The following is a 25235-nucleotide window of genomic DNA, read 5'->3' on the forward strand; positions in this document are numbered from 1 at the left end:
TACTCGTGCACAGGAAGCCGAATAGCGCAGGGTCGGAACACTGCCCCTTCACCAGTAGGAAGGGGCCGAGGCGGCCGAGTACACCGTCTGGGTGACCGATCGGCAGCTGACGCCCATCGAAGGAGTGGATCTATCCGGCGTGCCGACCCGGCGTCTTCCCGCCCCTCCACCGCAGCCGGCCCCCGGCTGAGTGGTCCGCCCCGCGCCTGGACGCCGTGGCCGGACGGTCGTGCACGACGCCACATGCCGCCACGCCGCTGGGAGTGGAACGGAGCTGGGCACGCTGGAAGCCCTGGACGCTCTGATGCGAGAGGACGCTCGCGCCTGCACCGACTGCGACGCGGCGACTGTACTGGTCCCGGCGCTTGAACTCGGTCAAGGGCACGGATAGCAAAGCGATTGCCGCTACCCTCTGCCTGCTGTGGAGATCCCGGAGCCCACAGGTCCGCCATACCCCGATCCCCAACGAGGGGATCCGGCGAAGCCGGTCAGCAGCGTACGCCGTCGGGAGCGAAACGCGCTCGTACATGCCTTCCGTGCCAACCGGTCGTCGGACGGAGTCGCGGTGCACCGCCAGAAAGGGGCCCTGGTGCACCAACTCTGTCGACCTTCGGCTCCACGTCAACCGAGTGCTGTCCCCCTGCTGTCCGTAGAGTTCGCCTCACGCACTGGGGAAGTCGCGGGACCTGTCCATTTCAGGAGACCCTTGCGGAATCCAACCCAGGCCATCGCCGGCGCCCCTGACAGGCGCGTGCAGTGCTCGGACGAGCACAGTTCCCTGTCAAGTTCTTGTGTTCACGTATTGCGCCCCCCACTTCTTGGTGGCGCGCAGTGGAGGCCACCAAAGGGTTGGGGCGACCATCCGACGCCATGCGGATCCCGCAGACGACCTCGCTGGCCAGTACCTACTCAGCGATCGGTTCGCGATTACTAAGCAGCAGCCGAGTCGCGGCAGACTACTGAGAGCCACACCCGGCACCCCTGGGTGAGCCAACCCTACGAATAGCTCGCTCATCCCATGCAACAACGTAGGGACTACTGACGAGCCTCCCGCCGCGGGCACAAGAACCCGATGGTGAGGGCCGTGCCGCCGGTCGGCGCACCGCCCTCACCACCATGTCGAAGGCTCCGGCGCGACCGGGCCGGGTCGTTCAGGCCAGGGCCAGGACGCCGCTGAGGAGGGCGGCGATGGCGAACGCGGTCAGGCCCAGGAACGTCTCCATCAGGGTCCAGCTCTTCAGCGTCGTGCGGATGTCGATGCCCATGTACCGGTTGAAGAGCCAGAAACCGGAGTCGTTGACGTGCGACAGCACCGTGCCGCCGGCCGCCACCGCCACGACGACGAGCGCGATCTCCGGCTGGGAGAGGTCCGACGGAAGTGCCCGCGGGCCCGGACCGCCTTGCGGATGCGGGCGTTCACGCTCTCGATCGCGTTCGCGCTGCGGATGACCTTGCGGATCTCGACGTCGAAGGAGAGGAAGGGCACCATCTCGGCCCAGGCGTCGGACACAGCTTGATCACGGCCGGATACTTGCCGGCCCATTTCTCTGAGAACTCCAGGAACCGCTCGGTCGCGGCGGCCTCACCGGGCCGACGTGGTCGGTGATCTCGCCCTCCAGGGCGGACTCCAGCACTCGCTTGGTCCTGCTGCAGCAGCCCTCCCTCACCAGTCAGCTGCAGCCCGTCGGAACGGGCCCGGTCGACCAGCATCGAGATCAACTGCTCGTCCGATACCGCCTCCGCGGCCGACTCGACGACCGGCTCCTCCACCGACTCGCGCTCGCTGATGGTCTCGCACATTTCAGGCGTCTCCTTGATCATCGGATCCGCCGTCTATTGGACACTCCCGCTGCTTGGCGAGGTCCTCGCCGACTTTGCCTGGACGCTGTCCACGGCGATGAGCGGCAGGGCCCGCACATAGGGTCGTCCCTCTCGACGCAAGGACGCCCGCATCCGCTACCAACTGGCAGGCGATGACGTAGTCACTCGAGTCGAGCTGCTCCAGAAGGTGGCCCATGATCATCTCGCCGAAGCCAGTCATGCCCGGGCCGTCCACCTGGGCCGGCGGACACCATGCCGCTCACCCGTCAGCAACTGCTCCACCGGATGAACAGCACGAACGTCTGCCTGATCGGCGTACGCCCCGCAGAGGAGTACGCCGCCGGCTACATCCCCGGAGCCCGCTCACTGGCACTGACGAACGCGAACCACGGCACCTCAAGCACCGCTCGAAGCGATATGGACCGGCCCCTGGGCAGCGCGGGGCCAGTGGCGGCTACCGGCGTGTTCGCCACGAAGGTGCTCAGCGAGAAGAAGGGCAGGCAGCCCGAAGAGACAGGGTGAGACGTCCTTCCGCTTCTTTGCGCCTCCCGCACCCGCTACGGCGTACCGGCGAGCCTGCCCATCACGTCGTACACCTGCTGCGGGGCCAACGGGGCGGTGGGAAGCGGCCCTTGCGCCGGTTCCGTGTTCAGCCCGTCGAGCAAGAAGGCGACTTGGCGGCGCCAGCCGTCGGGCGCGGTGTCCGCGACCGCGCGGGCGAGCAGAGCGTTGGTGCCGAAGAAGAGCAGGAGATCCTCAGCGGTGAAGTCCGGTCGGACGGCGCCGTCCAGCCGGGCTCGCTCGATGATCCGTGCGGCGGCATCCTTCATCCGGCCGCAGATGGCCATCAGGCACTCGGCGGCCGGATAGCGTCCGCTGACGACGTCGGCGACCGCCGGATCGGTGGCCTGTAGTTCACAGACCCTTTCGACGTAGTACGCGAACCCCTCCCAGGCCTCCTCGAAGGACAGGGCGCGTTCGGCGGCTTCGCCGAGACGGTCCGCGGCCAGGCCGCTCACCACTTCGTCGATGAGCGCCTCGCGGCTGCCGAAGAGGTTGTAGAGAGTGCCGTGGCTGACACCGGCCCGGCGGGCGATTTCCTTCAGGGGCGCCTTGAGGCCGCGCTCCTGGAAGAGCTCTGCGGCAGCCGCCCGCAGTTTCTCCGCGTTCCGTTGCGCGTCGGCCCGCATCCGGTCGTTCCTCCTCGATCTGGCGCTGCTACCCCTATGGTCGCATCTTCCGGCGATCTAACCTGACCCATAGGTCAAGTTAAATGTTACCGTCGCCATGCAAGTTGACCCAGGGGTCAAATAATGTTGCTTCGGTAAGGAGTAGTCCCATGTCCCAAGTGATCGCCATTTTCGGTGCCGGTACCGGTCTGGGTGCGTCCGTGGCTCGCCGCTTCGGGCGCGAAGGTTTCCGCGTCGCGCTGGTGGCCCGCCGCAAGAACCGGCTGGACGACCTCGTCGAGGAGCTCGCCGGCGAGGGCATCGAGGCTGTCGCGTTCCCCGCTGATCTCTCCAGGTCCGCCGAGGTGCCCGCTCTCGTCGGGGCGATCCATGACCGCTTCGGCCGGATCGACGTGGTCGAGTACGGGCCGATCAGTGGCGACCAGGGCTTCATCCCGGCCGCCGAGCTGGACGCGGCTGCTCTGCAAGACCTGTGTCCGCTTCTGCTGTTCACCCCGGTCGAGGTGGTCCGGGCCGTGCTGCCGGAGTGGACCGAGCGCGGCGAGGGTGCCTTCCTCCTGGCTCAGGGTTACTCAGCGGCGCAGCCGATGCCCCGTCTCAGCGGTCTGGGTCCGGTGATGTCCGCCACCCGTAACTACCTGTACTCCCTCAACGCCGAGCTGGCCGGCACAGACATCTACGTCGGCGCCCTGACCATCGGGTCCCTGATCGCCCGCAGCGAGGTGTCCGCCGCGGCCCAGGCCGCGTTCGAGGCAGCTGACGGTCCGCAGTTCCCGGTTGTCGACCCGGACGACCTCGCGGAGCACTACTGGAACATGTACACCGAGCGCGACCGCGTCGAGCAGTTCCACCCCGAGCCGCGGACTCCGCAGGCCGCGGCATAGCGCCTCCGAGGCGGAGCGGAGCGCGCCCCGGGTCAAGCGCGGGGGCGGCGGCGAGTGCCTCGTGCGGGCGTGGGTCGCGTGGTTCGGTGACCAGGTCGCCGAGGTCCTGGAGCGAGCGACCGCAGTGGTCCGGCGAGGAGCCGTCCGGCGACGCAGGGACGGTGCCCGCGTCAGCGCCCAGGAGGGTTCGCAGGCAGCCGACATGAGTGTCTTACCGCCGCTCATCGAACCGAGGCTCCCGCGGTCAGCCACGGTGTGGCGACGTTGAGGCCCGCAGGGGCGTCGAGCACTGGCACGAGGGGATGATCACCCGTCGGGGCGCCGGGCTCGCCGACGAGCCGGAGGCCGGCGTCGGACCACTGCTGCGCGAGTTCCCGTGCGATGGCGGGCGGACTGGCCAGGTCGAGTCGACCGTGAATGAGGGTGCCCGAGATGCCGGCGAGCTTGACGGCGTCGCGAACGAGGGCGCCTTCGCCGGTCCCCTGCGCCGTTGGCGTGGTAGCGGGAGGAGGCACAGGCCACTGCGGTCTGCTCGTCGAGGGGAGCTCACCGAGCACGGACGGGCAAGACCCGCCAGCGGAGCGGACGGTGTCGCGACAGCGGCTCCAGACCCGGACCGCACGTACACGCACGGCAGGATCCTCGCCCTGGGCGAGGCGTTCGCAAGCGCGGACGACGTCGTCGCGGGGTCCGGCGCCGACGGTGTCAAGGAACTCCTGCCGTTCACGGGGAAGAAGCGCCGCAGACCACGGTAGGTCCAGTCGGTCTCGGCGCGCTGTCCGGCGATGACACGGGAGAGCACGACCTCGGTGGCGCGCTCGGGGTGCGCTTCGGCCTGGGAAAGGGCGGAGCCCCAGGCCTCTCCGTACAGCAGCCGCCGCTCGATTCCGGGGTGCTCGCGGTGAGGATGCTCGTTCAGTCCGGGGTGCCGTTGCGGCGGGCGTAGGCGCGGGCGGCGCGGGCGCGGTCGCCGCAGCGGGTCGAGCACCAGTGGCGCCGGCCGTGGGTACGCAGGAGGAAGCGGTCGCAGGGTGCGGAGCCGCAGGCGGCGAGGAGGTCGGCGTCGGGGCCGGTGAGCAGGTCGGCGGCGTCGGCGGCGAGGGTCGCCAGGGCGTGGTTGACGGCCTGGTCGGTGGGGTGCGCCTGGACGCGGCGCATGCCCTGGGCTCCGTCCCAGGACGTTTCTCTCAGCATGATGCCGGTACGGCCTAACCAGCGGGCAGCGCCGACAGGTTTCGCCACGGCGTCAAGCCGCGTCCCAAAGTCCTGCGTCCAGGAGACGTGCTGCCTTGGTGATGCTCCCCGGCATCAGATGTCGGTAGGTGCGGTACGTCTCCTCGATCGACTTGTGTCCCATCCACTCGGCCGCGTCGGTGATCTGGATGCCGCTGCTCAGGGCGTTGGAGGCGAAGTAGTGCCGGAAGCCGTACATCCCCATCCCGTCCACCGCAGGCAGCTTCTCGAAGAGCGTGCGGACGCGTCGACGTGCCATCGGCTCCGTGTAGTACCCGCTCGACCCCCGCAACAGATACCCCTCCCGTCTGGTGCCGTGCTTCTCCTCGTCGTGTTCGATCGCCTCCCGGACCGAGCGGGGCAGCGGCACCTCCCGGAACTCCCCCAGCCTGCGGTGCTTCAGCTTCGCCGGCCGGTGCGTGTTGGAGTGGATCTGCTCGTGCACCCGGTATACGTCATCCGCCACCAGATTGTTGATGTTCACGGCCCGCGCTTCGCCGTTACGCAGCCCGCACCCCACCATCGTCACGATCTCCAGCGCAAGATCCTCACCCGCCACAGACAGAGCCCGCCTCACATATGCCAGGTCCGGACCTTCCGAGCGAGAGCCGGGCGTCTGCGCCAAGGCCCGACTGCCGCGGCCACCGGGCCAGCAAGCGGAGGGCTTCCCGCGACCGATGCTGACCATTTGCTGACCTGGACGGTCCGAACATGCCTCTGACCTGCACAAATGCCCAGTTAGTGGATCTTGGACTTGAACAGAGTACGCAGCACTTTGGACTCCTAGAAGACGGCTCCCCGCCTGCTTTTTGCAGGTCAGGGGCGTCCTTCACTGTACACCGGCATGTCTTCGGCTCGAAGGCTTTCCAGAACATCGTGCGCCGCGGCCCGCAGGCTTCTCACCTGCACGATCCGCGCAAGGCCAGCTGCCGCGGAGCCGTCAACCGGGCGCACGTACCCAAGACTGCCCCGGTCCAACGCTGATTGGATGCCGACTTGCCTGACGACCCGTCAAGTAACGCTCACAACGACTCCTGCCGCCAAGAACTCCAGCTCAGTGGCCTGGGCCGGCAACGCCTGGCCGGTGTGCCCTCACAGGGGCCGGGCCGGCTCGGAGGGCGAGCGAGGTTCGCTCCGGTGGAAGTGGCAGGTAGTCCCCTCCCTGTCGCGAGTTCACTGCCGTCCGCACACGGCGGAGTGCGCCCAGTGATCGGGGCCGCTGCGGCAAGTGCAAAAGCGTGCGCTCCCGACAGGCCGGGAGCGCACGCCCGTTCCGCCGTGCGACCGCGCGGTCAGGCACCGTCGGCATGGTCGCACAGGACCATGCCCTTGATCGTGTTCCCCTCGGTTCCGTAGCCCGGGAAGGTGAACCAGTTCCGCGGGGCCACCTCCTGGCAGGGGACGTCCATTCCGTCGCCGTACAGGACCTTCACCCTGTGGGCGGTCGAGCAGTCGTTGATCACGAACGTGTAGCGCCATCCCGGGCTGTACGTCAGGCACGCGGGTGCGGGGGTCTGGTTCCCCGCAGTCTCCTGGGACTCGGCGTGGGCCACCGTGGCGGGCGCCGCCAGGGCCAGAGCCATCGCGCACGTCGCGAAAGTTGAACGCACAAACCGCTTCATCAAAGTGCTCCCCTTCACTTGCTGAACGGACATCCTCAGAGTACGGGGGTCCGGCAGGGGCATGTAAAACATTGCGGCAAGTTCCAGCAACTTGCGGTGCCTGTTTCAATAAACCCAGAAGACGTGACTCCTCATGAACACGCAGCTCAGTGGCCAGAGCCGACATCACACCGCAGGATGACAGGACACAGCCGGACGGATGAACCCGCGAAGCCAGTAAGGTTACTGCCGGATAAAGCGGCATGTCTTACTCCTGCCACCAGGCCGCGTTGCCGTCGATAAACGAACACATGGCCGCGCTCAGTGAGGCAGCCGCGACAAGACCGAAAGCTGTCGTCCCTCCCCCGTTCCGGGTGCCGGCCCCACATACGGAAGTGCCCGTACCGGGCTGCCGGTACGGGCACTTCGTGGGCCATTTCCTGTCAGCGCGTGAAGACCGCCACGGTGCGGCCCGGCACCTCGAAGGTGCTGGTGCTCTTCGTGTAGGTGGCCGTCCTGACCACGGGGTCGGCACCGGCGGCCTGCACCGGATGCAGCCGGTAGGTGCCTCCGCCCGGTTCCGTCAGCCGCTGGGACTGCCGGTCGGGCGTGGCGTTGAAGACGACGACCAGGTCACCCAGTCTCATGGTGATCACGCCGGGCGTCTCGTCCTTGCCCGAGAGCGGGAAGGAGAGCGCCGACTGCACCTGCGCGGCCGTGTCCAGGGAGAAGGCACTCTCCGTCGTACGGATCCTCAGCAGGTCCCGGTAGGCGGCCGAGGCGCCCTGGATCTGCGGGCAGCCGACCTTCACCGCACCGAGCAGGGGCTCGGCGTAGGACCACTTGGCCCCGTTGTCGGCGGCCGACGGCAGCCCGCGGCCGAAGCCGTTGCCGTCCGCGCAGTTCCAGTGGATCGCGTTGAACCAGTCACCACTCTCGAAGGAGTTGCGGTCCAGGGATTTCGAACGCAGCAGGTCGGTGCCCGCCTGGGAGAGCGCCGGGCCCTGCGAGAGGGTGGCCGTCGCCATGGCGAGGACCTGCATGCGGGCTCGGTCGTCGGCGGACGTGTCCGCCGGGAGCTTGTACGCGAGCGCGTCGAACAGGGTCTCGTTGTCGTGCGCGTCCGCGTAGGCGAGGGCGTCGCCCGGGGCGTCGGCGTATCCGGCGGGAGCGCCGTTGTAGTCGACCTGGGAGCCGGTGACCTCCTTGCCGCTGGTGTCGATGAAACGGTACTGCCGGAGATTGCCCGTCAGCCCCACCTTGATCAGGTCCTGGTAGTGCAGCAGGCGGGTCTTCTGCTCGGCCTCGGTACCGTTGTCCGCCGAGGAGTTGGGGTCGGTGTAGAGGCCGGAGGCGAAGCCCTGCACGCCGGGGTCGGCGTCGAAGGGCGAGCCGCCGCGCACGGCGTCGCGGGCCCGGTCGGAGAAGGTGGCGATGCCGGTGCCGGCCATGTTCTTCTGCGTGGCCTGCTCGAAGCGGGCGTCGTCGGCGATCTCGCCGAAGTTCCAGCCCTCGCCGTACAGGATGATCTTCTTGCCGTCGATGCCGTCCTTCTCGGGGGTCAGCGCGTCGAGGGCCTCGCGGACGGCGAGGATGTTGGCCTTCGGGTGGTGGCCCATGAGGTCGAAGCGGAAGCCGTCGACCTTGTACTCCTTGGCCCAGGTGACGACCGAGTCGACGACCAGCTTGCCCATCATGGCGTTCTCGGGAGCCGTGTTGGCGCAGCAGGTCGAAGTGGCGACCGAGCCGTCGGCGAGCAGCCGGTGGTAGTAGCCGGGCACCACCTTGTCGAGGACCGAGGCGTCGGCCTGGCCGCTCGCGACGGTGTGGTTGTAGACCACGTCCATCACGACCCGCAGGCCGTCCTCGTTGAGCGCCTTGACCATCCTGCGGAACTCGACCGTGCGCCGCGTCCCGTCCGGGTCACTGGAGTAGGAGCCCTCGGGGACGGTGAAGTGGTAGGGGTCGTAGCCCCAGTTGTAGGCGTCCTTGGCGGCGGCCTTCGCCACGCACTCCTGCTGTTCGGCGGAGTCGGCCGGGTAGGAGGCCAGGTCGCATCCGGGGGCGGCCCGGTCGGCGGCCTTCTCCGGAACGGTCGAGAAGTCGGAGACCGGGAGCAGGTGCACGTACGAGGTGCCGGCCTCGGCCAGAGCACGGAGGTGCCTGCTGCCCGCCGAGTTCTTCTCGGTGAAGGCGGTGTACGTGCCCCGCTCAGCTGCCGGGACGGTCGAGTCCTCAACGGAGTGGTCACGTACGTGCAGTTCCTGGATCTGCGCGTCCTTGAGCGGAACGGCCGGGGGTTTGTCCAGCCCGGACCATCCCGCGGGCGCCAGGGACCTGTCCTTCAGATCGACGACGAGACTGCGTGCGGAGTCGGCCGTCAGTGCCACGGAGTACGGGTCGGTGACCTTGTTGGTGACGGTCCTGCGGACCGTCGGGGCCCACACCGTGACGGCGTACCGGTACGGCTTGCCCTTCCAGGCGCGGGATCCGGTCACCGACCAGACACCCGTGCCGCCGTCCCGGCGCATGGGTACGCGCCGGCCGTCCAGCTCGAGGGACACGCTCTTGGCGGTCGGGGCCCAGACGGACAGGGTGGGCCTGCCCCGGTGGTCGAAGACGGGCCCGAGGCGGGCCTTGCGCGCCGCGCCGTAGAGGTCGTCCAGCACGCCGGGGATCTGGACACCCGTCGCCGCGAGCAGCGCGCCGTTGGCGGCCCGCTGCGTGGCGACGAGCTGGCCGCGCAGCGCCTCCCGCACCCGGTCCCGGTCACGCGGGTCGACGGACCAGGCGGTGCCGTCCTTCAGGTGCCGGAACTTCGCCTTCTGGGCGTCGCTGAGGGTTGTCGGCACCAGACGCAGCCAGTGCCCCTCGTGGGAGAGGGCGCCGTCCTTGACGGTGATGTCGCCCTTGGGGGCGTACACGAGCTGCTGGCTGGTGGCGTCGGTGGCCTTGACGTTCCAGACCACCGTGTCCGCGTCGATCCACTGGGCCTTCGAGGCGCCCAGGTCGAGGTCGGGGGCCGAGCCCACGGTCGGCAGCAGGTAGTCCGCGGTTCCGCCGATCAGCCAGACGTCCTTGCCGTAGGTGGCGAAGTCCAGAGACCGGTCGCTGGCGATGTCCTTCTCGTCACCCTTGTGGATGATGTAGCTGAGGGACGTGGCGCCGTCGGCGAGGGGTATCTCGAAGGTTACACCGAAGCTGTCCCTGCCGACCGGCTGCAGCGGCTTCGACCAGTCCGTCGGGTTCGCCGCACCGGTCCAGGTGTGCAGGCCCCAGCCGTCGTAGTCGCCGTCGGCACGGTGGTAGTGCAGGACGGCCTTCTTCTCGTCCTGCGGCGGGTAGGCGCCCTCGGGCGCGGTCACCGCCTGTCCGTCCTCGCCCTGCTCGATCCAGACCTCACCCGTCTTCGCCGCCTCGAGCGTGCGCCGCGGACCGTCCGCGTCGCCGTCCTTCTCTACGGTGTAGGTCACGTCGCCGGCACCGTCGTCCAGCTTCACCCAGGCGAAGGCTCCGTAGGCGTCGCGGCCGGTGAAGTCCGCGGTTCCCGCAGACGACTTGAGCTGCCAGCCGTCGTAGTCGCCGTCCGTCCGCCGGTAGTGCACCACGGCGTAGGGACGGTCCACCGCGGTCGGTTTCTCGAGGGCGGGGGGTTGTCCTGTGGTGGTGGCGGCGGTGTCGCTCGCGGTGCGTCCCGCGCCGTCGACGACGACGGCCTTGTAGCGCAGCGGCGTCCCGGCACGCACCGTGTCCGGCAGGTGCTGGGTCACCCTGTACGGGGCGTGGTCGGCGGAACCCAGGGTGCGCCAGGGGCCGTTGCCGACCTGGGCGGCGAACACCACCCGGTTCAGCCCGCCACCGTCCACCTCGGCGGAGACCTCCACGTCACCGGTCGCACCGGCCGCCGGAGCCTGCACCGACACCGACGGCCTGGTGGCCGCAGTGGCCAGCGGCCTGGCCGCCTTCAGTACCACCGCGGACAGCGGCGGCACCTCCACCCGCACCTTCCGGTCCGCACCACTGCGCACCCGCACCGACGACCCGTACACCCCACGGAAGTCCATCCCCGCCGTGTACGTCGGCACCCCGACCGTCCGGGCCTCCGCCGCGTTGTTCACCGCGACGACGTACTCCACCCGCTGCCTCGCATCCGTGCGCGAGAACGCGTACACACCCGGGCCGTCGTCCGCGTACCGCTCCTCCTGCACACCGTCACGCAACGCCGGATGCCGCTTCGTCAGCCCCGACAGCTTCGCGATCGACCGGTACAGCGGATGCGCCGGGTCGTACGCGTCCGAGGCATGCGTACGCTCCGTGCCGATCTGGTCGTCGTCCAGATAGTCCGGGACCTTCGACGCGAACAGCGTCTGCCGGGCACCCTTGTCCCCGCCCGGTCCGGTGAAGCCCTGCTCGTCACCCGCGTAGATCACCGGATTGCCCCGCGACAGGAACATCAGCTCGTGCGCGAACCGGTCCCGGCGCAGCAGCTCGGCATCGCCCGCGCCCGGGTTGTCCTGACTGATGAAACTGCCGATGCGCCCCATGTCGTGGTTGCCGAGGAAGGTGACCTGCTCGTAGGCGTTGGCCTTGTCGCTGGTGTAGCGGTAGTCCTGGGCCAGGACGCCGGAGAGGGTGCTCGCAGGCTTGTCCTGGGAGGCGTAGCCGCGGATGGCGTTCTGCAGCGGGAAGTCGAGCGTGGCGTCGAGCCGGCCCTCGGTCACGTAGGGCGCCGTGACGGCCGGGTCCGAGGAGAGGGTCTCGCCGAAGACGAAGAAGTCCTCGCGTCCCCTCTTCGCGGCGTAGGCGTCGATCGCGGTCGCCCACTGCGTCCAGAACGGCATGTCGACGTTGCGGACCGTGTCGACGCGGAAGCCGTCCACGTCGAAGTCCCTGACCCACCTCTGATAGATCTTCTCCAGGCCCTCGACGACCTCGGGCCGTTCGGTCCACAGGTCGTCGAGACCGGTGTGGTCGCCGTAGAGGCCGCTCTCGCCGACGAACGTCGAGTCGCCACGGTTGTGGTACATCGTGGGGTCGTTCAGCCACGCCGGGACTTTGGCGTCGGCCTCGTCCTCGTTCGCCACGGGCGTGTAGGGGAAGCTGTCCCGGTCGACCTTGCCCATACCGGAGCTGTCGTTGAACGGACGTCCTTGGGTGTCGAGGTAGGGATGGGAACCCTTGGGGCGGTAGCCGTACTTCTTCTCGGTGTTCGTGACGGTGTCGGCGGTGTGGTTGGTGATGACGTCGAAGAAGACCTTCATGCCCTTGGCGTGGGCCTTGTCGATGAGTTCAGCGAGCTCGGCGTTGGTGCCGAAGTGCGGGTCGACCTGGGTGAAGTCGGTGATCCAGTAGCCGTGGTAGCCGGCGGACTCGCCACCTCCCTGCACCGGCTTGTTCTTGAAGATCGGCGCCATCCAGATCGCGGTGGTGCCCAGGCCCTTGATGTAGTCGAGCTTCTTGATCAGGCCCCTCAGGTCACCCCCCTGGTAGAAGCCCTTGTCCGTCGGGTCGAATCCCGTCGCGGTCCGGTCGCCGCCGAGCCCTCCGCGGTCGTTGGCCCGGGATCCGTTGGCGAACCGGTCGGGCAGCAGGAAGTACGCCTGTTCCCGGGTCAGGTCGTGGCGGGCCGGCTCGGCGGCGAGCCGGGCGTCGGACGGCGGACCGGGAGGCGGCGGTGCCGCGGCTGCCTGCTGGGGTGTGCCCAGCGCCGTGGCGAGCAGTGCGGCCACGACGACTGCGGCGGCCATGGTCGTAGGGCCGGCCGTGGGTCCCGGCACGGTTCCGTGGTTCGTGCCGCCGGGGCGGCCTCTTCGTCTTCTTCGGCCTCTTCGGTCTGGGAGCGAGCCGATCACTTGCCGGTTCCTTCCGGTCGGGTGTCTTCGATGCGCACGCCGGTCGCGCCCAGCAGGGCCCCGTCGTCGGCGCGTTGGGTGGCGATCAGCCGGGCGCGGAGTGCCTGGCCGACGCGGTCGCGGTCCCGCGGGTCCACGCGGAACGCCGAGGCCTGTGCGTACTGGGGGTAGCGGGACCTCTGGGTCTCGGTCAGCTCGGTCGGTACGAGCCGCAGCCACTGTCCCTCGTCGGTCAGTGCGCCGTTCTCGATCGTGAGGTCGCCGTCGGTGGCGTACACCAGTTGCTGACTGGCCACGCCGCTGCCCTCGCCCGCCCACACGACGGTGTCGTCACCGATCCAGGTGGCCTCCGCCGCGCGCAGGTCGAGGCCGAAGGCGCCACCGGGAGAGGGCGTCAGATAGGTGGGGTCGCCCGCCACGCGCCAGACCTCGTTCCCGTAGAGGGAGAAGTCGAGGGCCTCGTCGTCGGGGATGTCCTTCTCCTGCCCCTTGTGCAGGATGTAGCTGAGGGAGGCGGCTCCGTCGTTCAGCGGCACCTCGAAGACGAGCCCGAAGGGGTCCTCGCGCACCGGCAGGATGGGGTCGTTCCACTCGGGCGGGTCGGCGGACCCCGTCCAGGTGTGCAGGCCCCAGCCGTCGTAGTCGCCGTCGGGCCGGTGGTAGTGCAGCACGGCCTTGGTGCCGTCCTGGGGCGGGTAGGCGGACTGGGGTCTGGCCGTCAGGACCGTCGTGTTGTTCTGCTCGGTCCACACCTCGCCGGACACGGCGACGTCGAGGACGCGCTCGGGTCCGTCGGGGACTCCGTCCTTCTCGATGGTGAACCGGATGGCGCCGGTACCGGAGCCGGGGGTGATCCACGCGAAGGCCCCGTAGGCGTCGCGGCCGGTGAACCGGATCGTCGTACCGTCGGCGGTCCGCAGCAGCAGGCCGTCGTAGTCGCCGTCCGCGCGCCGGTGGTGGACGACCACGTGGTGTCGCTTCGCGGTCGGTTTCTCGGGGGCGGGGGGTTGCCCGGCGGTGGTGGCGGCGGTGTCGCTCGCGGTGCGTCCCGCGCCGTCGACGACGACGGCCTTGTAGCGCAGCGGCGTCCCGGCACGCACCGTGTCCGGCAGGTGCTGGGTCACCCTGTACGGGGCGTGGTCGGCGGAACCCAGCGTGCGCCAGGGCCTGTTGCCGACCTGGGCGGCGAACACCACCCGGTTCAGCCCGCCACCGTCCACCTCGGCGGAGATCTCCACGTCACCGGTCGCACCGGCCGCCGGAGCCTGCACCGACACCGACGGCCCGGTGGCCGCAGTGGCCAGCGGCCTGGCCGCCTTCAGTACCACCGCGGACAGCGGCGGCACCTCCACCCTCACCTTCCGGTCCGCACCACTGCGCACCCGCACCGACGACCCGTACACCCCACGGAAGTCCATCCCCGCCGAGTACGTCGGCACCCCGACCGTCCGGGCCTCCGCCGCGTTGTTCACCGCGACGACGTACTCCACCCGCTGCCTCGCATCCGTGCGCGAGAACGCGTACACACCCGGGCCGTCGTCCGCGTACCGCTCCTCCTGCACACCGTCACGCAACGCCGGATGACGCCTCGTCAGCTCCGACAGCTTCGCGATCGACCGGTACAGCGGATGCGCCGGGTCGTACGCGTCCGAGGCATGCGTGCGCTCCGTGCCGATCTGGTCGTCGTCCAGGTACTCCGGGACCTTCGACGCGAACAGCGTCTGCCGGGCGTACACATCGTCCGCCGATCCGGTGAAGCCCTGCTCGTCGCCCGCGTAGATCACCGGATTGCCCCGCGAAAGGAACATCAGCTCGTGCGCGAACCGGTCCCGGCGCAGCAGCTCGGCATCGCCCGCGCCCGGGTTGTCCTGGCTGACGAAGCTCCCGATGCGGCCCATGTCGTGACTGCCGAGGAAGGTCACCTCGCCGTAGGCGTTGGCCTTGTCCGTGGTGTAGCGGTAATCCTGGGCCAGGACGTGCGCGAGGTCGCGCGTGGGACCCCCGCGCGACGCGTAGTTGCGGAGCGCGGCCTGCAGCGGGAAGTCGAGCGTGGCGTCGAGCCTGCCCTCGGTCAGGTAGGGCGCCATGACGACGGGGTCGGCCGAGAAGGCCTCCGCGAAGATGAAGAAGTCCCGCTTCCCCTGCCGGGCCGCGTAGGCGTCCAGCGCCGTGGCCCACTGGGTCCAGAAGGCCATGTTGACGTTCTTCGCCGTGTCGACGCGAAAGCCGTCGATGCCGAAGTCCCTGACCCACGTCTCGTAGATCCGCCGCATGCCCTCGACGACCTCGGGCCGTTCGGTCCACAGGTCGTCGTTGCCCTTGAAGTCGCCGTACAGGGCGCTCTCGCCGGCGAAGGTGGAGTCACCCCGGTTGTGGTACATCGTGGGGTCGTTCAGCCACGCCGGCACCTTGGTGTCGTGTTCGCCGGGGCGGGGGCGCGGCGTGTACGGGAAGCCGTCCTCGTCGACCTCGCGCATGCCGGAGCTGTCGTCGAAGGGGCGGCCCTCGGCGTCCAGGTAGGGGAACGCTCCCTTGGAGCGGTAGCCGTACGTCTTCTCCGCGTAGTCGACGGTGTCGGCGGTGTGGTTGGTGATGACGTCGAAGAAGACCTTCATGCCCTTGGCGTGGGCCTTGTCGACGAGTTCCGCCAGTTCGGCGTTGGTTCCGAAGTGGGGGTCGACCCGGGTGAAGTCGGTGATGGAGTATCCGTGGTAGCTGGCCATCTCGGTGCCGCTCATGGTCTGCACGGGCCGGTTCTTGAAGACCGGGGCCATCCAGAGGGCGGTGGTGCCCAGACCCTTGATGTAGTCGAGCTTCTCGATCAGGCCCCTCAGGTCACCGCCCTGGTAGAAGTGCTTGTCGGTCGGGTCGTGGCCGGTCCGCGAGCGGCCGCCGGTCAGGCCGCCCTCGTCGTTGGAGGCGGTCCCGTTGGCGAAGCGGTCGGGCAGCACCAGGTAGAACTGCTCGCGCGACGGGGCGGGGCGCGACGGGGCGCGGGCGAGCGCGTGATCGGACGGCGGTCGCGGGGTCGCGGCGTCCGCGGGCGGGGTGGTGGACGGAAGGGCCGGCAGTACGGACAGGATCAGTGCGACGGCCGACAATCGGGCGGTTCTGCGCCGGGACGGTAAACCGGTCATGGGGCCTTCTTCTCCTCACCGGTCGAACGGGACGGGCGGCCTGGTGCGCGGCGGCGGGGGCCGGCGCGAACAAGGCGGGCCACCCGGTCGCCTCGAGGGAGGCGGACCGGGCGGTCCTTCGGTCGGCGAGACGGAGCGCTTGCCTGGTTCAGCTGCGCCAGGAGTCGCTCAGGAGCGTCTTGCCGCTGGACGGGACGGTGGCGGTGCGGTTGGCGCCGCTCTCCCAGGTGACCTTGCCGGAGGCGTCCTTGCGGAGGTACTTGTACGCGAAGGAGGTGCCGGCCGGGAGGGCGACGTCGAGCTTCCACACGGGGTAGCTCGCCGGGTCGAGCTTGAGCGCGGCGGCGGGGTTCCAGCTGCCGAGCGCGGCGTTGTCGCCGGTGACGTAGATGTTCTCGCCCCAGGCGGTGGTGGCGTCGACGCTGAACGAGGCCCCGGCCTTGGCCTCGGGGTCGGGGTCCGGGCCGGTGTCGGAGCAGCTGGTCGCTCCCGTGTGCAGGGCGAGCGCCGTGTTGCCGCCGAGGGTCGCGGTGAACTGCCCGGAGCCGTTCACGGTGACGGGCTTGCCGCTCTGGACGTCGCAGTAGGTGCCGGCGGGCAGCGACGTCTGGAAGGTGCGGTTGAGCGAGCCGGACTCGTGGTTGATCGCGACGTAGGCCTTGTCACCGCGGCCGAAGGCGATGGCGTTGTTGCCGTTGTCCCACCAGTTGGTGACACCCGCGCTGCCGGCGGTGTTGCGGAACTCGACCATGCTCGCGATCTGGCGCCAGGCGTGCTGGCACTTCCACCCGTCGGTGTAACAGGCGTTGACCTGGCCGTTGTTGGGGCCGCCCGCATCGTTGCTGAACTCGTAGCCGGAGTGGACGTCCGGTGAGCCGTACGGCCAGGCCAGCATGAAGACGTGGGCGAGAGTGTAGTTGGCCCCGTCCTTGTAGGTCAGCGTCGTGTCGTGGCGCTCGGTGTCGTGGTTGGTCACGAAGGTGGCGGCCTTGCCGCTGGGGACGTGGCCCCAGGCCTCCCCGAAGTTCTTCAGGTACGCCAGCTTCTCGCCGGAGAAGACGCGCTTCAGGTCCTTGGCGAAGGAGAACTCCTGGACGTCACCGGTGCCGGTGTACTGGCCGGGCTGCACGGCCTCGCCGGGCGCCCCGATGGTCTCCTGCTTCCAGTAGACACCCGGGTTGCTGAGCCTGCCCTTGATGTTGGCGAGGTCACCCGGTGGGATGTGCTTGGCCGCGTCGACGCGGAAGCCGTCCACCCCGAGGGACAGCAGGTCGTTCAGGTACCCGGCGATCGTCTTGCGGACGTGCTCCTCGCCGGTGTCCAGGTCGGGCAGGCCGGACAGTTCGCAGTGGTGGACGTTCCAGCTCTCCCCGTAGTTGTCGATGTCCCTCGTGCAGTCGTCCAGGTCGGACGACGAGTACAGGCCGGGATAGTTGTACTTGCTGTAGGAGGAACCTGCGGTTCCGGTGCCGGCGCTGTTGGCCATGTGGTTGATGACCGTGTCGACGACGACCTTGACGCCGGCGGCGTGGCAGGTGCCGATCATGTTCTTGAAGGCGGTGCGGTCGCCCAGTCTCGTGCCGATCTTGTAGCTGACGGGCTGGTACGCGGTCCACCACTGCGGCCCCTGGACCCGCTCGTTCGGCGGTGACACCTGCACGTACCCGTACCCGGCCGGCCCGAGGTCGTCGGTACAGGCCTTGGCGACGGAGTTGAAGTTCCACTCGAACATCACCGCGGTGACGTCCTTGTCGCCGGGCGGGTCCGCCTGCGCGGTCCCGGGTGCCGTGACGACCACAGCGGCTCCCGCCACGAGGGCGAGTGCAGTGGCCACGGTCTTGTTGGCCATAGTTCCTCCTGATCCACCTGATGCGGATGAGAGGCCTTCACGCAGCAACGCGCCTTGCCCGGCAGGCCTGTGGGGGGACTTGCTGAAACACGTCAGCAAGTTGTTGCGATCGAGACCGTACGAGCCCCCTCACCATCGGTCAACCCTTCACGACGGGACTCTTGCTTCTCCCTCCGGAAACCTCAACATCACTGGCACGAGGCAAAATTGATGCTCTGCAAAGTCTTTCGCAAGCGTTTCAGCGGTGTTACGTTCAATCACCGCCCGGTCCGGCGGACCGGAGGCCTCGACAGCTGTCGGAGCCCACGCGCCCGGCCCGCCGGACCGGGCTCCAGCCGGGGCTCCGCAGCCTTCATGCCGCCCCGCAGCCCCGACCGGGCCGGCTGCGGAGCCTCTTCCCCGGGCCGGTGCGCTCACCCGCCGCGCCGCGCCGTGGAACCGCGCACGACCAGCTCCGGCTGGAAGACGAACTCGGTCCGCTGCACGGGGGTTCCGCCGACCTCCTCCAGCAGCGCCCCCACCGCCGCGGTCGCCATCGCCTGCACCGGCTGACGCACGGTGGTGAGCGGTGGGTCGGTGAACGGGATCAGCGGAGAGTCGTCGAACCCGATCACCGAGACGTCGTGCGGAACCGACAGGCCCCGTTCGCGCACCGCGCGGATCGCCCCCAGGGCCATCAGATCACTGCCGCAGACCAGGCCGGTGCACCCCCTGTCCAGCAGCGCCGCCGCGGCCGCATGGCCTCCCTCCACCGTGAACAGGGTGCGCTCGATGTGCGCTTCGGCCTCTTCCGCCCGCATCCCGCAGAAGGAGCGCACGGCCGCGGGGAAGCCCTCGGCCTTGCGCCGCGACGGCACGAAACGGGTGGGGCCGACGGCCAGTCCGACCCGCGTGTGCCCCAGGTCGGCCAGGTGCCGCACCGCCATCCGTACCGCGGACCGGTCGTCGGACGACACGAAGGACGCCGTGATGCGCTCGTTGTAGCCGTTCACCAGAACGAACGGCAGTCCTCGGGAGGCGAGTTTGTGGTACCGGACCGGGTCGGCCGTCGTGTCCGCGTGCAGCCCGGACAGGAAGACGATGCCCGTGACGCCCCGGTCCTCCATCTGCTCCACCAGTTCGTCCTCGGTGGACCCGCCGGGCATCTGCGTGCACAGCACGGGCGTGTATCCGTGCCCGGCCAGCACCTGCTCGATGACCTGGGCGAAAGCCGGGAAGATCGGGTTCGTGAGCTCCGGGATCACCAGCCCGATCAGGCCGGCACTACGCTGGCGCAGCCGTACGGGCCGCTCGTAGCCCAGTACGTCGAGTGCGGCCACCACCCGCCGCCGGGTGGCGGGGGCGACTCCGGGTTTCCCGTTGAGCACGCGGCTCGCCGTGGCCTCACTCACCCCGGCCTGCGCGGCGATGTCGGTGAGCCGCGGGGTGCCGTGCTCGGCACCCCGCGTCAGGGAGAGGGTCACACCGCCCACCAGACGGTGCTGTCCGCGGGGAGCACGGCCGCGTCGCCCTCGGTCACCGGCTCGCAGCTGCTGAGCAGCGGCCGCCCCTGCGGGGTCCACCGCACCGGCGCACCGGTCAGGTTGACGGTGCAGACCAGATCGCCGTCCCAGGCCCGGCCGCCCGGGACCCGCGCGGTGCGGCGGAAGGCGAGGACGCCCTCGGGGGCCTCCAGCCACTCGACGCCGTCGCCGGCGCCCAGGGCGGGGTGCTCCCGGCGCAGTGCCAGGGCACTGCGGTAGAGCTCCAGCGTCGAGCCCGGGTCACCGGACTGCGCCTCGACCGACAAGTGCCTCCAGCTCGCCGGCTGCGGCAGCCAGCTCGGTCCGCCCTCGACGGGTCCGAAGCCGTACGGCGCCTCGGTCCCCGACCACGGGATCGGCACCCGGCAGCCGTCCCGCAGCCCGTCCTGCCCGTTGTCCCGGAAGAACGAGGGGTCCTGCCGCACCTCGTCCGGCAGGTCGGTCACCTCCGGCAGGCCGAGTTCCTCACCCTGGTAGAGGTAGGCGGACCCCGGCAGGGCCAGCATCAGCAGCGTCGCCGCGCGGGCCCGGCGCACCCCCTGCTCGGGACCGTCCACGGCGAGGCGGGTGGTGTGCCGGACGACGTCGTGGTTGGACAGCACCCAGGTGCTGGGCGCGCCCACCGGGCGCATGGCGTCGAGGCATTCGTCGATGGCCCGGCGCAGGGCGCCGGCGTCCCAGCCGGCTCCCAGGTAGTTGAAGTTGAACGCCTGGTGCAGCTCGTCCGCCCGCAGGTAGTTGGCCGTGCGCTCGGCGCTCGGTGTCCACGCCTCGGCGACGCCGACGCGCTCTCCCGGGTACTCGTCCAGGATCCTGCGCCAGGAGCGGTAGATCTCGTGCACGCCGTCCTGGTCGAAGAAGGGCAGGGGCTGGGTGCCCAGCAGGTGCAGCTGCCCGGTGCGCCCCATGTCGGGCAGCCCCGCGGCCTTGACCAGGCCGTGGGCGACGTCGACGCGGAAGCCGTCGACGCCCATGTCGAGCCAGTAGCGCAGGACGGAGCGGAACTCGTCCCGCACGGCCGGGTTGTCCCAGTTGAAGTCGGGCTGCTCGGGAGCGAAGAGGTGGAGGTACCACTCCCCCGGTGTGCCGTCCGGGTTCTTCGTGCGCGTCCAGGCGGGGCCGCCGAAGATGGACTCCCAGTCATTGGGGGGAGCCTCCCCGGCGGTCCCGCGTCCCGGCCGGAAGTGGAAGCGGTCGCGCAGCGGGGAGCCGGGACCCTCACGCAAGGCACGCTGGAACCAGTCGTGCTGGTCCGAACAGTGGTTGGGGACCACGTCGACGATCACGCGCAGTCCCACGGCGTGCGCGTCACGGATCAGTTCGTCCGCGTCGAGCAGCGTGCCGAACACGGGGTCGACGGCCCGGTAGTCGGCGACGTCGTAACCGCCGTCGGCCTGGGGCGAGACGTAGAAGGGGCTGAGCCAGACGGCGTCGACGCCGAGGTCCCTCAGGTACGGCAGCCGGGAGCGGATGCCCTGGAGGTCGCCCACCCCGTCGCCGTCGCTGTCGGCGAAGCTGCGGGGATAGACCTGGTAGATCACGGCCTCCCGCCACCAGCCCGGACGCTCGCCGGGACCGGAGGGTCGGGTACGGGTGCCGGGTTCGGCAAGGTACTGGGTCATGGTTCTCCTGCCTGCGTTGGGGGACGGTCAGGACTTGGTGGCGCCTGCGGTCAGGCCGGAGACGAGATGCCGCTGGACGAGTCCGAAGACGATCGCGGCGGGGACCGCGATGATCACGGCGGCCGCGGTCAGCGCGCCCCAGTCGCTCGTGTACTGGTTGACGAACGTCTGGAGGCCTCCGGCGAGCGTGAGGTTCTCCTCGCCGGTCATGAAGGCGGACGCGTAGGCCACTTCGCCCCAGCCGGTGATGAAGGTGTAGAAGGCGGTGACGGCGAGCCCCGGCTTGGCCAGGGGCAGCACCAGCCGCCAGAACGTGCCGAACGGGGTGAGCCCGTCGACCCGGCCGGCTTCGTCGATCTCGACCGGGATGCCGTCGAAGTAGCCCTTCATCATCCAGGCGCAGAACGGCACGGCGACGGTGAGATAGGTGACGACCAGTCCGATCGGCTGGTTGAGCAGCCCGAGGCCGGCGAGCAGGTTGTACAGCGGCACGATGAGCACCGCGACCGGGAACATCTGGGTGAGCAGGAGCATCCACATCAGGGGGCGCATGCCGGGGAAGCGGAAACGGCTCACCGCGTAGCCGGTGGTGGCGGAGATGAAGACGCCGATCAGCGTGGTCAGTCCGACGACGACCAGCGAGTTCTGCAGCCAGGACAGGAAGTCGGTGTCACGTACGACGTGGCTGTAGTTGCCGAACGTGAAGTCCTTGACGAGCGAGGTGTCGAACGCGTCGGTCTTCGGTTTGAAGGAGGTGGCCAGCAGCCACAGCGGGGGGAAGACCGCGACGACGGAGGCGGTCAGCAGCGTCAGGTGCAGTCCGAGCGAGGCCAGCGGGCCGCGCTCGCCGCGCTTGCGCACGGAGGCCGGCGGCTCGGTGCGTACGGGGGTGCGCGTGATCGTGTCGGTCACCAGGTGTCTCCCTGGGTGCGCAGTGCGCGGCGGTAGGCCGCGGTGACGAGGGCCAGGAGGAGCAGGATCAGCACGCCCCAGGCGGCGGACGTGGAGTAGTCCCGCGGGCTGATGACGAAGGACAGGCGGTAGGCGTACGTCACCAGGATCTCGGTGGCGTCGCCCGGGCCGCCCCGGGTCAGCAGGAAGATCACCGGGAACATGTTGAAGGTCCAGATGGTGCTGAGCAGGACGACCGTGCTCGAGACGGACCGCAGTCCGGGCAGGGTGATGTGGCGGAAGCGCTGCCAGGGGCTCGCCCCGTCCATCTCCGCGGCCTCGTAGAGGTCTCCGGGGATGGACTGCAGGCCGCCGAGGAGGGCGATGAGCATGAACGGCACGCCCACCCAGACGTTCACCGCGATGACGGAGATCTTCGCCCAGGTGGGGTCGTTCAGCCAGGAGATCCCGTCGAACCCGGCGCCGGTGAGCAGTTCGTTGAACAGGCCGCTGCGTTCGTTGAACAGCAGGCGCCAGGTGAACACGGAGACGAACGCCGGTACCGCCCAGGGCAGGACCAGGGCCGTGCGGTACAGGGTGCGGCCCTTGAAGGTGCGGTTGAGCATGACGGCCAGGGCCAGCCCGAGGGCGAAGGAGAGCGCCACGCAGCTGACCGTCCACACCACGGTCCAGCCGAGCCGGTCCCAGAAGACCCCGTCACTGAGGATCGCCCGGTAGTTGGCGAGTCCGACGTGCTCGTACGTCGCGGGGATGTGGTTGGCGCCGATGGTGCGCTCGACGTTGGCCTCGTTGGCGTCGGTGAAGGACAGCCAGACGCCGCGCGCGAGGGGGTATCCGATGATCACGCCGATCACGGCCACCACGGGGGCGACCATGCTCCAGGCGTACCAGTGGGTGGCCAGGGCCCTGCGCAGACGTCCCGGGGTCCTGGGGTTCTTGTGGCCGGTGCGGTGGGCCCGGCCGGGGGCACCCTGTGTGCCCGCGGCCTTCGTCACCGACTGGCCGGTCTCGACAGCCATGGGTCGTCGGTCCGCCTTCCCGTGGCTACTTGTAGTCCTTGAGCAGCTTGCGGTAGGCGTCGCCGGTGCTCGACGCCGCCTCGTCCGGGCTGGTCTTGCCGGCCAGCACGTTGGCCATCTGCAGCCGGACGGGCTCGAAGAGGGCGTTGCCCTGGGCGATCCACGGCCGCTCCACGGCCTTGTCGACCGCCGGCTTGAAGAACCTCACCATCTCGTTGTCCGCGACGGCCGGCACCTCGTACACAGAGGTGCGGGTGGGAAGCAGGCTCAGCTTCTCGGTGGTCTCCTGCTGCACCTCGGCGGAGCTCATGTACTTCACGAAGGCGTAGGAGGCGTCGAGGTTCTTCGAGCCGGCGTACACCGACAGGTTCCACCCGCCCTGAGGTGATCCCTGGGCGGCGCTGCCGGCCGGGACGGGGGCCACTCCGAGGTTGGCGGGATCCTTGAACCGGGCTCCCGCCTTGACGTCCTCGATGGCCCACGGACCGTTGAGCATCATGGCGACCTTGCCCGACTTGAAGGCGTTCTGCATGTTGTTCCAGCCGTCGGACGCGTCCGTGATGGCCGCTTCGCTGTCCACCAGGTCCTTGAGGATCCGGTACGCCTTCACACCGGGCTCGTCGTCGATGGTGACGGTCTTGTTCTTCTCGTCGACCAGGTCGCCGCCCTCGCCGTAGAGGTAGGGCAGGAACCAGTACGGGTCGTCGCCCCGCAGGTAGAGGCCGGTCGCGCCGGTCTTCTCCTTGATCCTGGTGGCGGCCGTCTTCAGCTCGGCGACGGAGGCGGGCGCCGGGACGCCGGCCTTCTTCAGCAACTCCTTGTTGTAGAAGAGCGCCAGGGTGTCGATCACCTGCGGGACCGCGTAGGTCTTCCCCTCGTACTTCGTGCTGGCCGCGGCCTGTGGGAGGTAGTCCGACGCGTCGTCGAGGGCGGCCGTGCCGTCGAGCGGGGCGAGGTAGCCGATGCTGGCGAAGTCCGCGACCCAGGCCACCTCCGTGCGCATCACGTCCGGGGCACCGGAGTTGCCGCCCGCCGCGTTCTTGAACTTGGCGTTCGCCTCGCCGAACGGCACGTTGACGTACTTGACGTCGACCTTCGGGTGCTCCTCCTCGAAACGTTCCGCGAGGGCCTGGTACGTCGCCTTCTCCGCCTCGTTGGAGGTGTCCCAGAAGGTGACGGTTCCCGACAGCTCCCCGCTGCCCCCGCCGGCACCGTTCCGGCCGTCGTCGTCCCCGCCACATGCCGAAGCCGTCATGGCCAGAGCCGCGACCAGCGCGGTGGCCGCAATGCCACGCCGCATTGTGAACTCCCCTGTTTCTTCCCGGAATTGGGCGGAGGCGTCGAGGCCTCACGCCAACCGCTCCTGCGCGGCGCCGGGGTTGCCAGGAACGTAACAGGGACGAAAGGACACCGAAAGGCGTTGCAGCATTTTGCTGCAAGTCATTTCAGCCATTGTGCGGACGATGGGCAGGCGTACTGCGCAGCCCCGTCGTTTTCCCCACGCAGTGGGCACAGCGGTGGCCAGCGGGTAAAGTGCCCTGCCATGACCATGCGGCTCGCCGACATCGCAGCCCAGGCGGGCGTCAGCAAGGCCACGGTCAGCCGCGTGCTCAACGGCGCGCGCGGTGTGGCCACGGACACCCGCGACTCCGTGCTCGCCGCACTCGACACGCTGGGGTACGAGTACCCGTCACGGCAGCGGCGTGCGGAGCTGGTCGGCCTGATCACACCGGAGCTGGACAACCCCGTCTTCCCCGCGCTGGCCGAAGTGATGGGGCAGGCGCTCACGCGCCGGGGGTACACGCCCGTCCTGGCCACGCAGACGCCGGGGGGATCGACCGAGGACGAACTCACCGAGATGCTCGTGGGCCGCGGGGTGGCCGGCATCGTCTTCGTCTCCGGGCTGCACGCCGACACCACCGCAGACACCGGACGCTACGACCGGCTGCACCGGCAGCGGGTACCCTTCGTGCTCGTCAACGGGTTCTCCCCCCGGATCGAGGCGCCCTTCGTCTCCCCGGACGACCGGGCCGCCATGCGTCTGGCCGTGGCGCATCTGGCCGAGCTGGGACACGAGCGCATCGGGCTCGCGCTCGGACCGGAGCGCTTCGTGCCGGTCCAGCGCAAGATCGAGGGCTTCCGCGTCGGTATGCACGAGCACCTGGGGCTGTCCGCGCAGGAGGCCGGGGAACTGATCCAGCACTCGCTGTTCTCTCTGGAGGGGGGCCAGGCAGCGGCGTCCGCACTGATCGACAGGGGGTGCACGGCTGTCGTGTGCGCCAGCGACATGATGGCCCTCGGCGCCGTCCGGGCCGCGCGCCAGAGGGGCCTCGGGGTTCCCGGCGACCTCTCGGTCGTCGGTTTCGACGACTCGCCGCTCATCGCCTTCACCGACCCTCCGCTGACCACGGTCAGACAGCCCGTCAAGGCGATGGCGCAGATCGCCGTGGACGCGCTGCTGGAGGAGATGTCCGGAACGCCGCCGCCGCGCACCGAGTTCGTCCTCATGCCGGAACTGGTGGTCCGGGGGTCCACCGCCGCCACTCCGCGGGACGGCCGGCGCCCGCCGGACCGGCACTGACCCGCCGGCCA

General features: G+C 69.5%; 15 protein-coding genes and 3 pseudogenes. 4 read left to right on the top strand and 14 right to left on the bottom strand.

Annotated features, from left to right (window positions below):
* Positions 1-190: 190 nt before the first annotated feature.
* Positions 191-391 carry a DUF6233 domain-containing protein gene (locus ACZ7G3_RS26335; protein ID WP_470928489.1) on the top strand — a complete coding sequence of 67 codons (201 nt, stop codon included), beginning with the start codon at positions 191-193 and terminating at the stop codon, positions 389-391.
* A 760-nt stretch (positions 392-1151) separates the two neighbouring features.
* Here the strand turns inward: ACZ7G3_RS26335 and ACZ7G3_RS26340 are convergent.
* On the bottom strand, positions 1152-1352 hold the full coding sequence (locus ACZ7G3_RS26340) for a GntT/GntP/DsdX family permease (RefSeq protein ID WP_470928560.1): 201 nt from the start codon (positions 1350-1352) through the stop codon (positions 1152-1154).
* Positions 1353-1375: 23 nt separating this feature from the next.
* A pseudogene (locus ACZ7G3_RS26345) lies at positions 1376-1584 on the bottom strand (transposase); the annotation flags it as partial.
* Between the two features lie 489 nt (positions 1585-2073).
* Here ACZ7G3_RS26345 and ACZ7G3_RS26350 point away from each other — a divergent pair.
* Positions 2074-2343, top strand: a complete 270-nt coding sequence (locus tag ACZ7G3_RS26350; RefSeq protein ID WP_470928490.1) for a rhodanese-like domain-containing protein — start codon at positions 2074-2076, stop codon at positions 2341-2343.
* 35 nt (positions 2344-2378) lie between these two features.
* Here ACZ7G3_RS26350 and ACZ7G3_RS26355 read toward each other — a convergent pair whose 3' ends face one another.
* Entirely contained in the window at positions 2379-3011 is a 633-nt protein-coding gene (locus tag ACZ7G3_RS26355) for a TetR/AcrR family transcriptional regulator (protein ID WP_470928491.1), read from the bottom strand.
* A 149-nt stretch (positions 3012-3160) separates the two neighbouring features.
* Between ACZ7G3_RS26355 and ACZ7G3_RS26360 the strand changes: the two genes are divergently transcribed.
* Positions 3161-3895 carry an SDR family NAD(P)-dependent oxidoreductase gene (locus ACZ7G3_RS26360; RefSeq protein ID WP_470928492.1) on the top strand — a complete coding sequence of 245 codons (735 nt, stop codon included), beginning with the start codon at positions 3161-3163 and terminating at the stop codon, positions 3893-3895.
* A 915-nt stretch (positions 3896-4810) separates the two neighbouring features.
* On the opposite strand, the pseudogene ACZ7G3_RS26365 reads toward ACZ7G3_RS26360, so the two are convergent.
* From ACZ7G3_RS26365 to ACZ7G3_RS26415, 11 genes and pseudogenes are all read right to left on the bottom strand, one after another.
* Positions 4811-5047 (bottom strand): annotated as a pseudogene (locus ACZ7G3_RS26365) (CGNR zinc finger domain-containing protein); the annotation flags it as partial.
* 94 nt (positions 5048-5141) lie between these two features.
* A pseudogene (locus ACZ7G3_RS26370) lies at positions 5142-5720 on the bottom strand (tyrosine-type recombinase/integrase); the annotation flags it as partial.
* A gap of 700 nt (positions 5721-6420) precedes the next feature.
* Positions 6421-6738: an alpha-amylase gene (locus ACZ7G3_RS26375; RefSeq protein ID WP_470928493.1), complete on the bottom strand. Its 318-nt coding sequence runs from the start codon at positions 6736-6738 to the stop codon at positions 6421-6423.
* A gap of 434 nt (positions 6739-7172) precedes the next feature.
* On the bottom strand, positions 7173-12476 hold the full coding sequence (pulA, locus tag ACZ7G3_RS26380) for a pullulanase-type alpha-1,6-glucosidase (protein ID WP_470928494.1): 5304 nt from the start codon (positions 12474-12476) through the stop codon (positions 7173-7175).
* 101 nt (positions 12477-12577) lie between these two features.
* Complete coding sequence (locus ACZ7G3_RS26385; protein ID WP_470928495.1) at positions 12578-15718, bottom strand: alpha-amylase family glycosyl hydrolase; 3141 nt, start codon at positions 15716-15718, stop codon at positions 12578-12580.
* A 148-nt stretch (positions 15719-15866) separates the two neighbouring features.
* Positions 15867-17567, bottom strand: coding sequence for a carbohydrate-binding module family 20 domain-containing protein (locus ACZ7G3_RS26390; RefSeq protein ID WP_470928496.1), 1701 nt, complete (start codon positions 17565-17567; stop codon positions 15867-15869).
* A gap of 413 nt (positions 17568-17980) precedes the next feature.
* Positions 17981-19039: a LacI family DNA-binding transcriptional regulator gene (locus ACZ7G3_RS26395; RefSeq protein ID WP_470928497.1), complete on the bottom strand. Its 1059-nt coding sequence runs from the start codon at positions 19037-19039 to the stop codon at positions 17981-17983.
* Complete coding sequence (locus tag ACZ7G3_RS26400) at positions 19027-20712, bottom strand: glycoside hydrolase family 13 protein (protein ID WP_470928498.1); 1686 nt, start codon at positions 20710-20712, stop codon at positions 19027-19029. Before ACZ7G3_RS26400 ends, ACZ7G3_RS26395 begins: the two co-directional genes overlap by 13 nt.
* Positions 20713-20739: 27 nt before the next feature.
* On the bottom strand, positions 20740-21624 hold the full coding sequence (locus ACZ7G3_RS26405; protein ID WP_470928499.1) for a sugar ABC transporter permease: 885 nt from the start codon (positions 21622-21624) through the stop codon (positions 20740-20742).
* Positions 21621-22643, bottom strand: coding sequence for a carbohydrate ABC transporter permease (locus ACZ7G3_RS26410; protein ID WP_470928500.1), 1023 nt, complete (start codon positions 22641-22643; stop codon positions 21621-21623). Before ACZ7G3_RS26410 ends, ACZ7G3_RS26405 begins: the two co-directional genes overlap by 4 nt.
* 25 nt (positions 22644-22668) lie before the next feature.
* A complete protein-coding gene (locus ACZ7G3_RS26415; RefSeq protein ID WP_470928501.1) occupies positions 22669-23943 on the bottom strand; it encodes an extracellular solute-binding protein in 1275 nt (424 codons plus the stop codon).
* 243 nt (positions 23944-24186) lie between these two features.
* Here ACZ7G3_RS26415 and ACZ7G3_RS26420 point away from each other — a divergent pair, with 243 nt between their 5' ends.
* Positions 24187-25224 (top strand): LacI family DNA-binding transcriptional regulator, encoded by a 1038-nt coding sequence (locus ACZ7G3_RS26420; protein ID WP_470928502.1) that lies wholly within the window; start codon positions 24187-24189, stop codon positions 25222-25224.
* Positions 25225-25235 lie beyond the last annotated feature (11 nt).

Source organism: Streptomyces sp. NPDC037271, assembly GCF_055603605.1.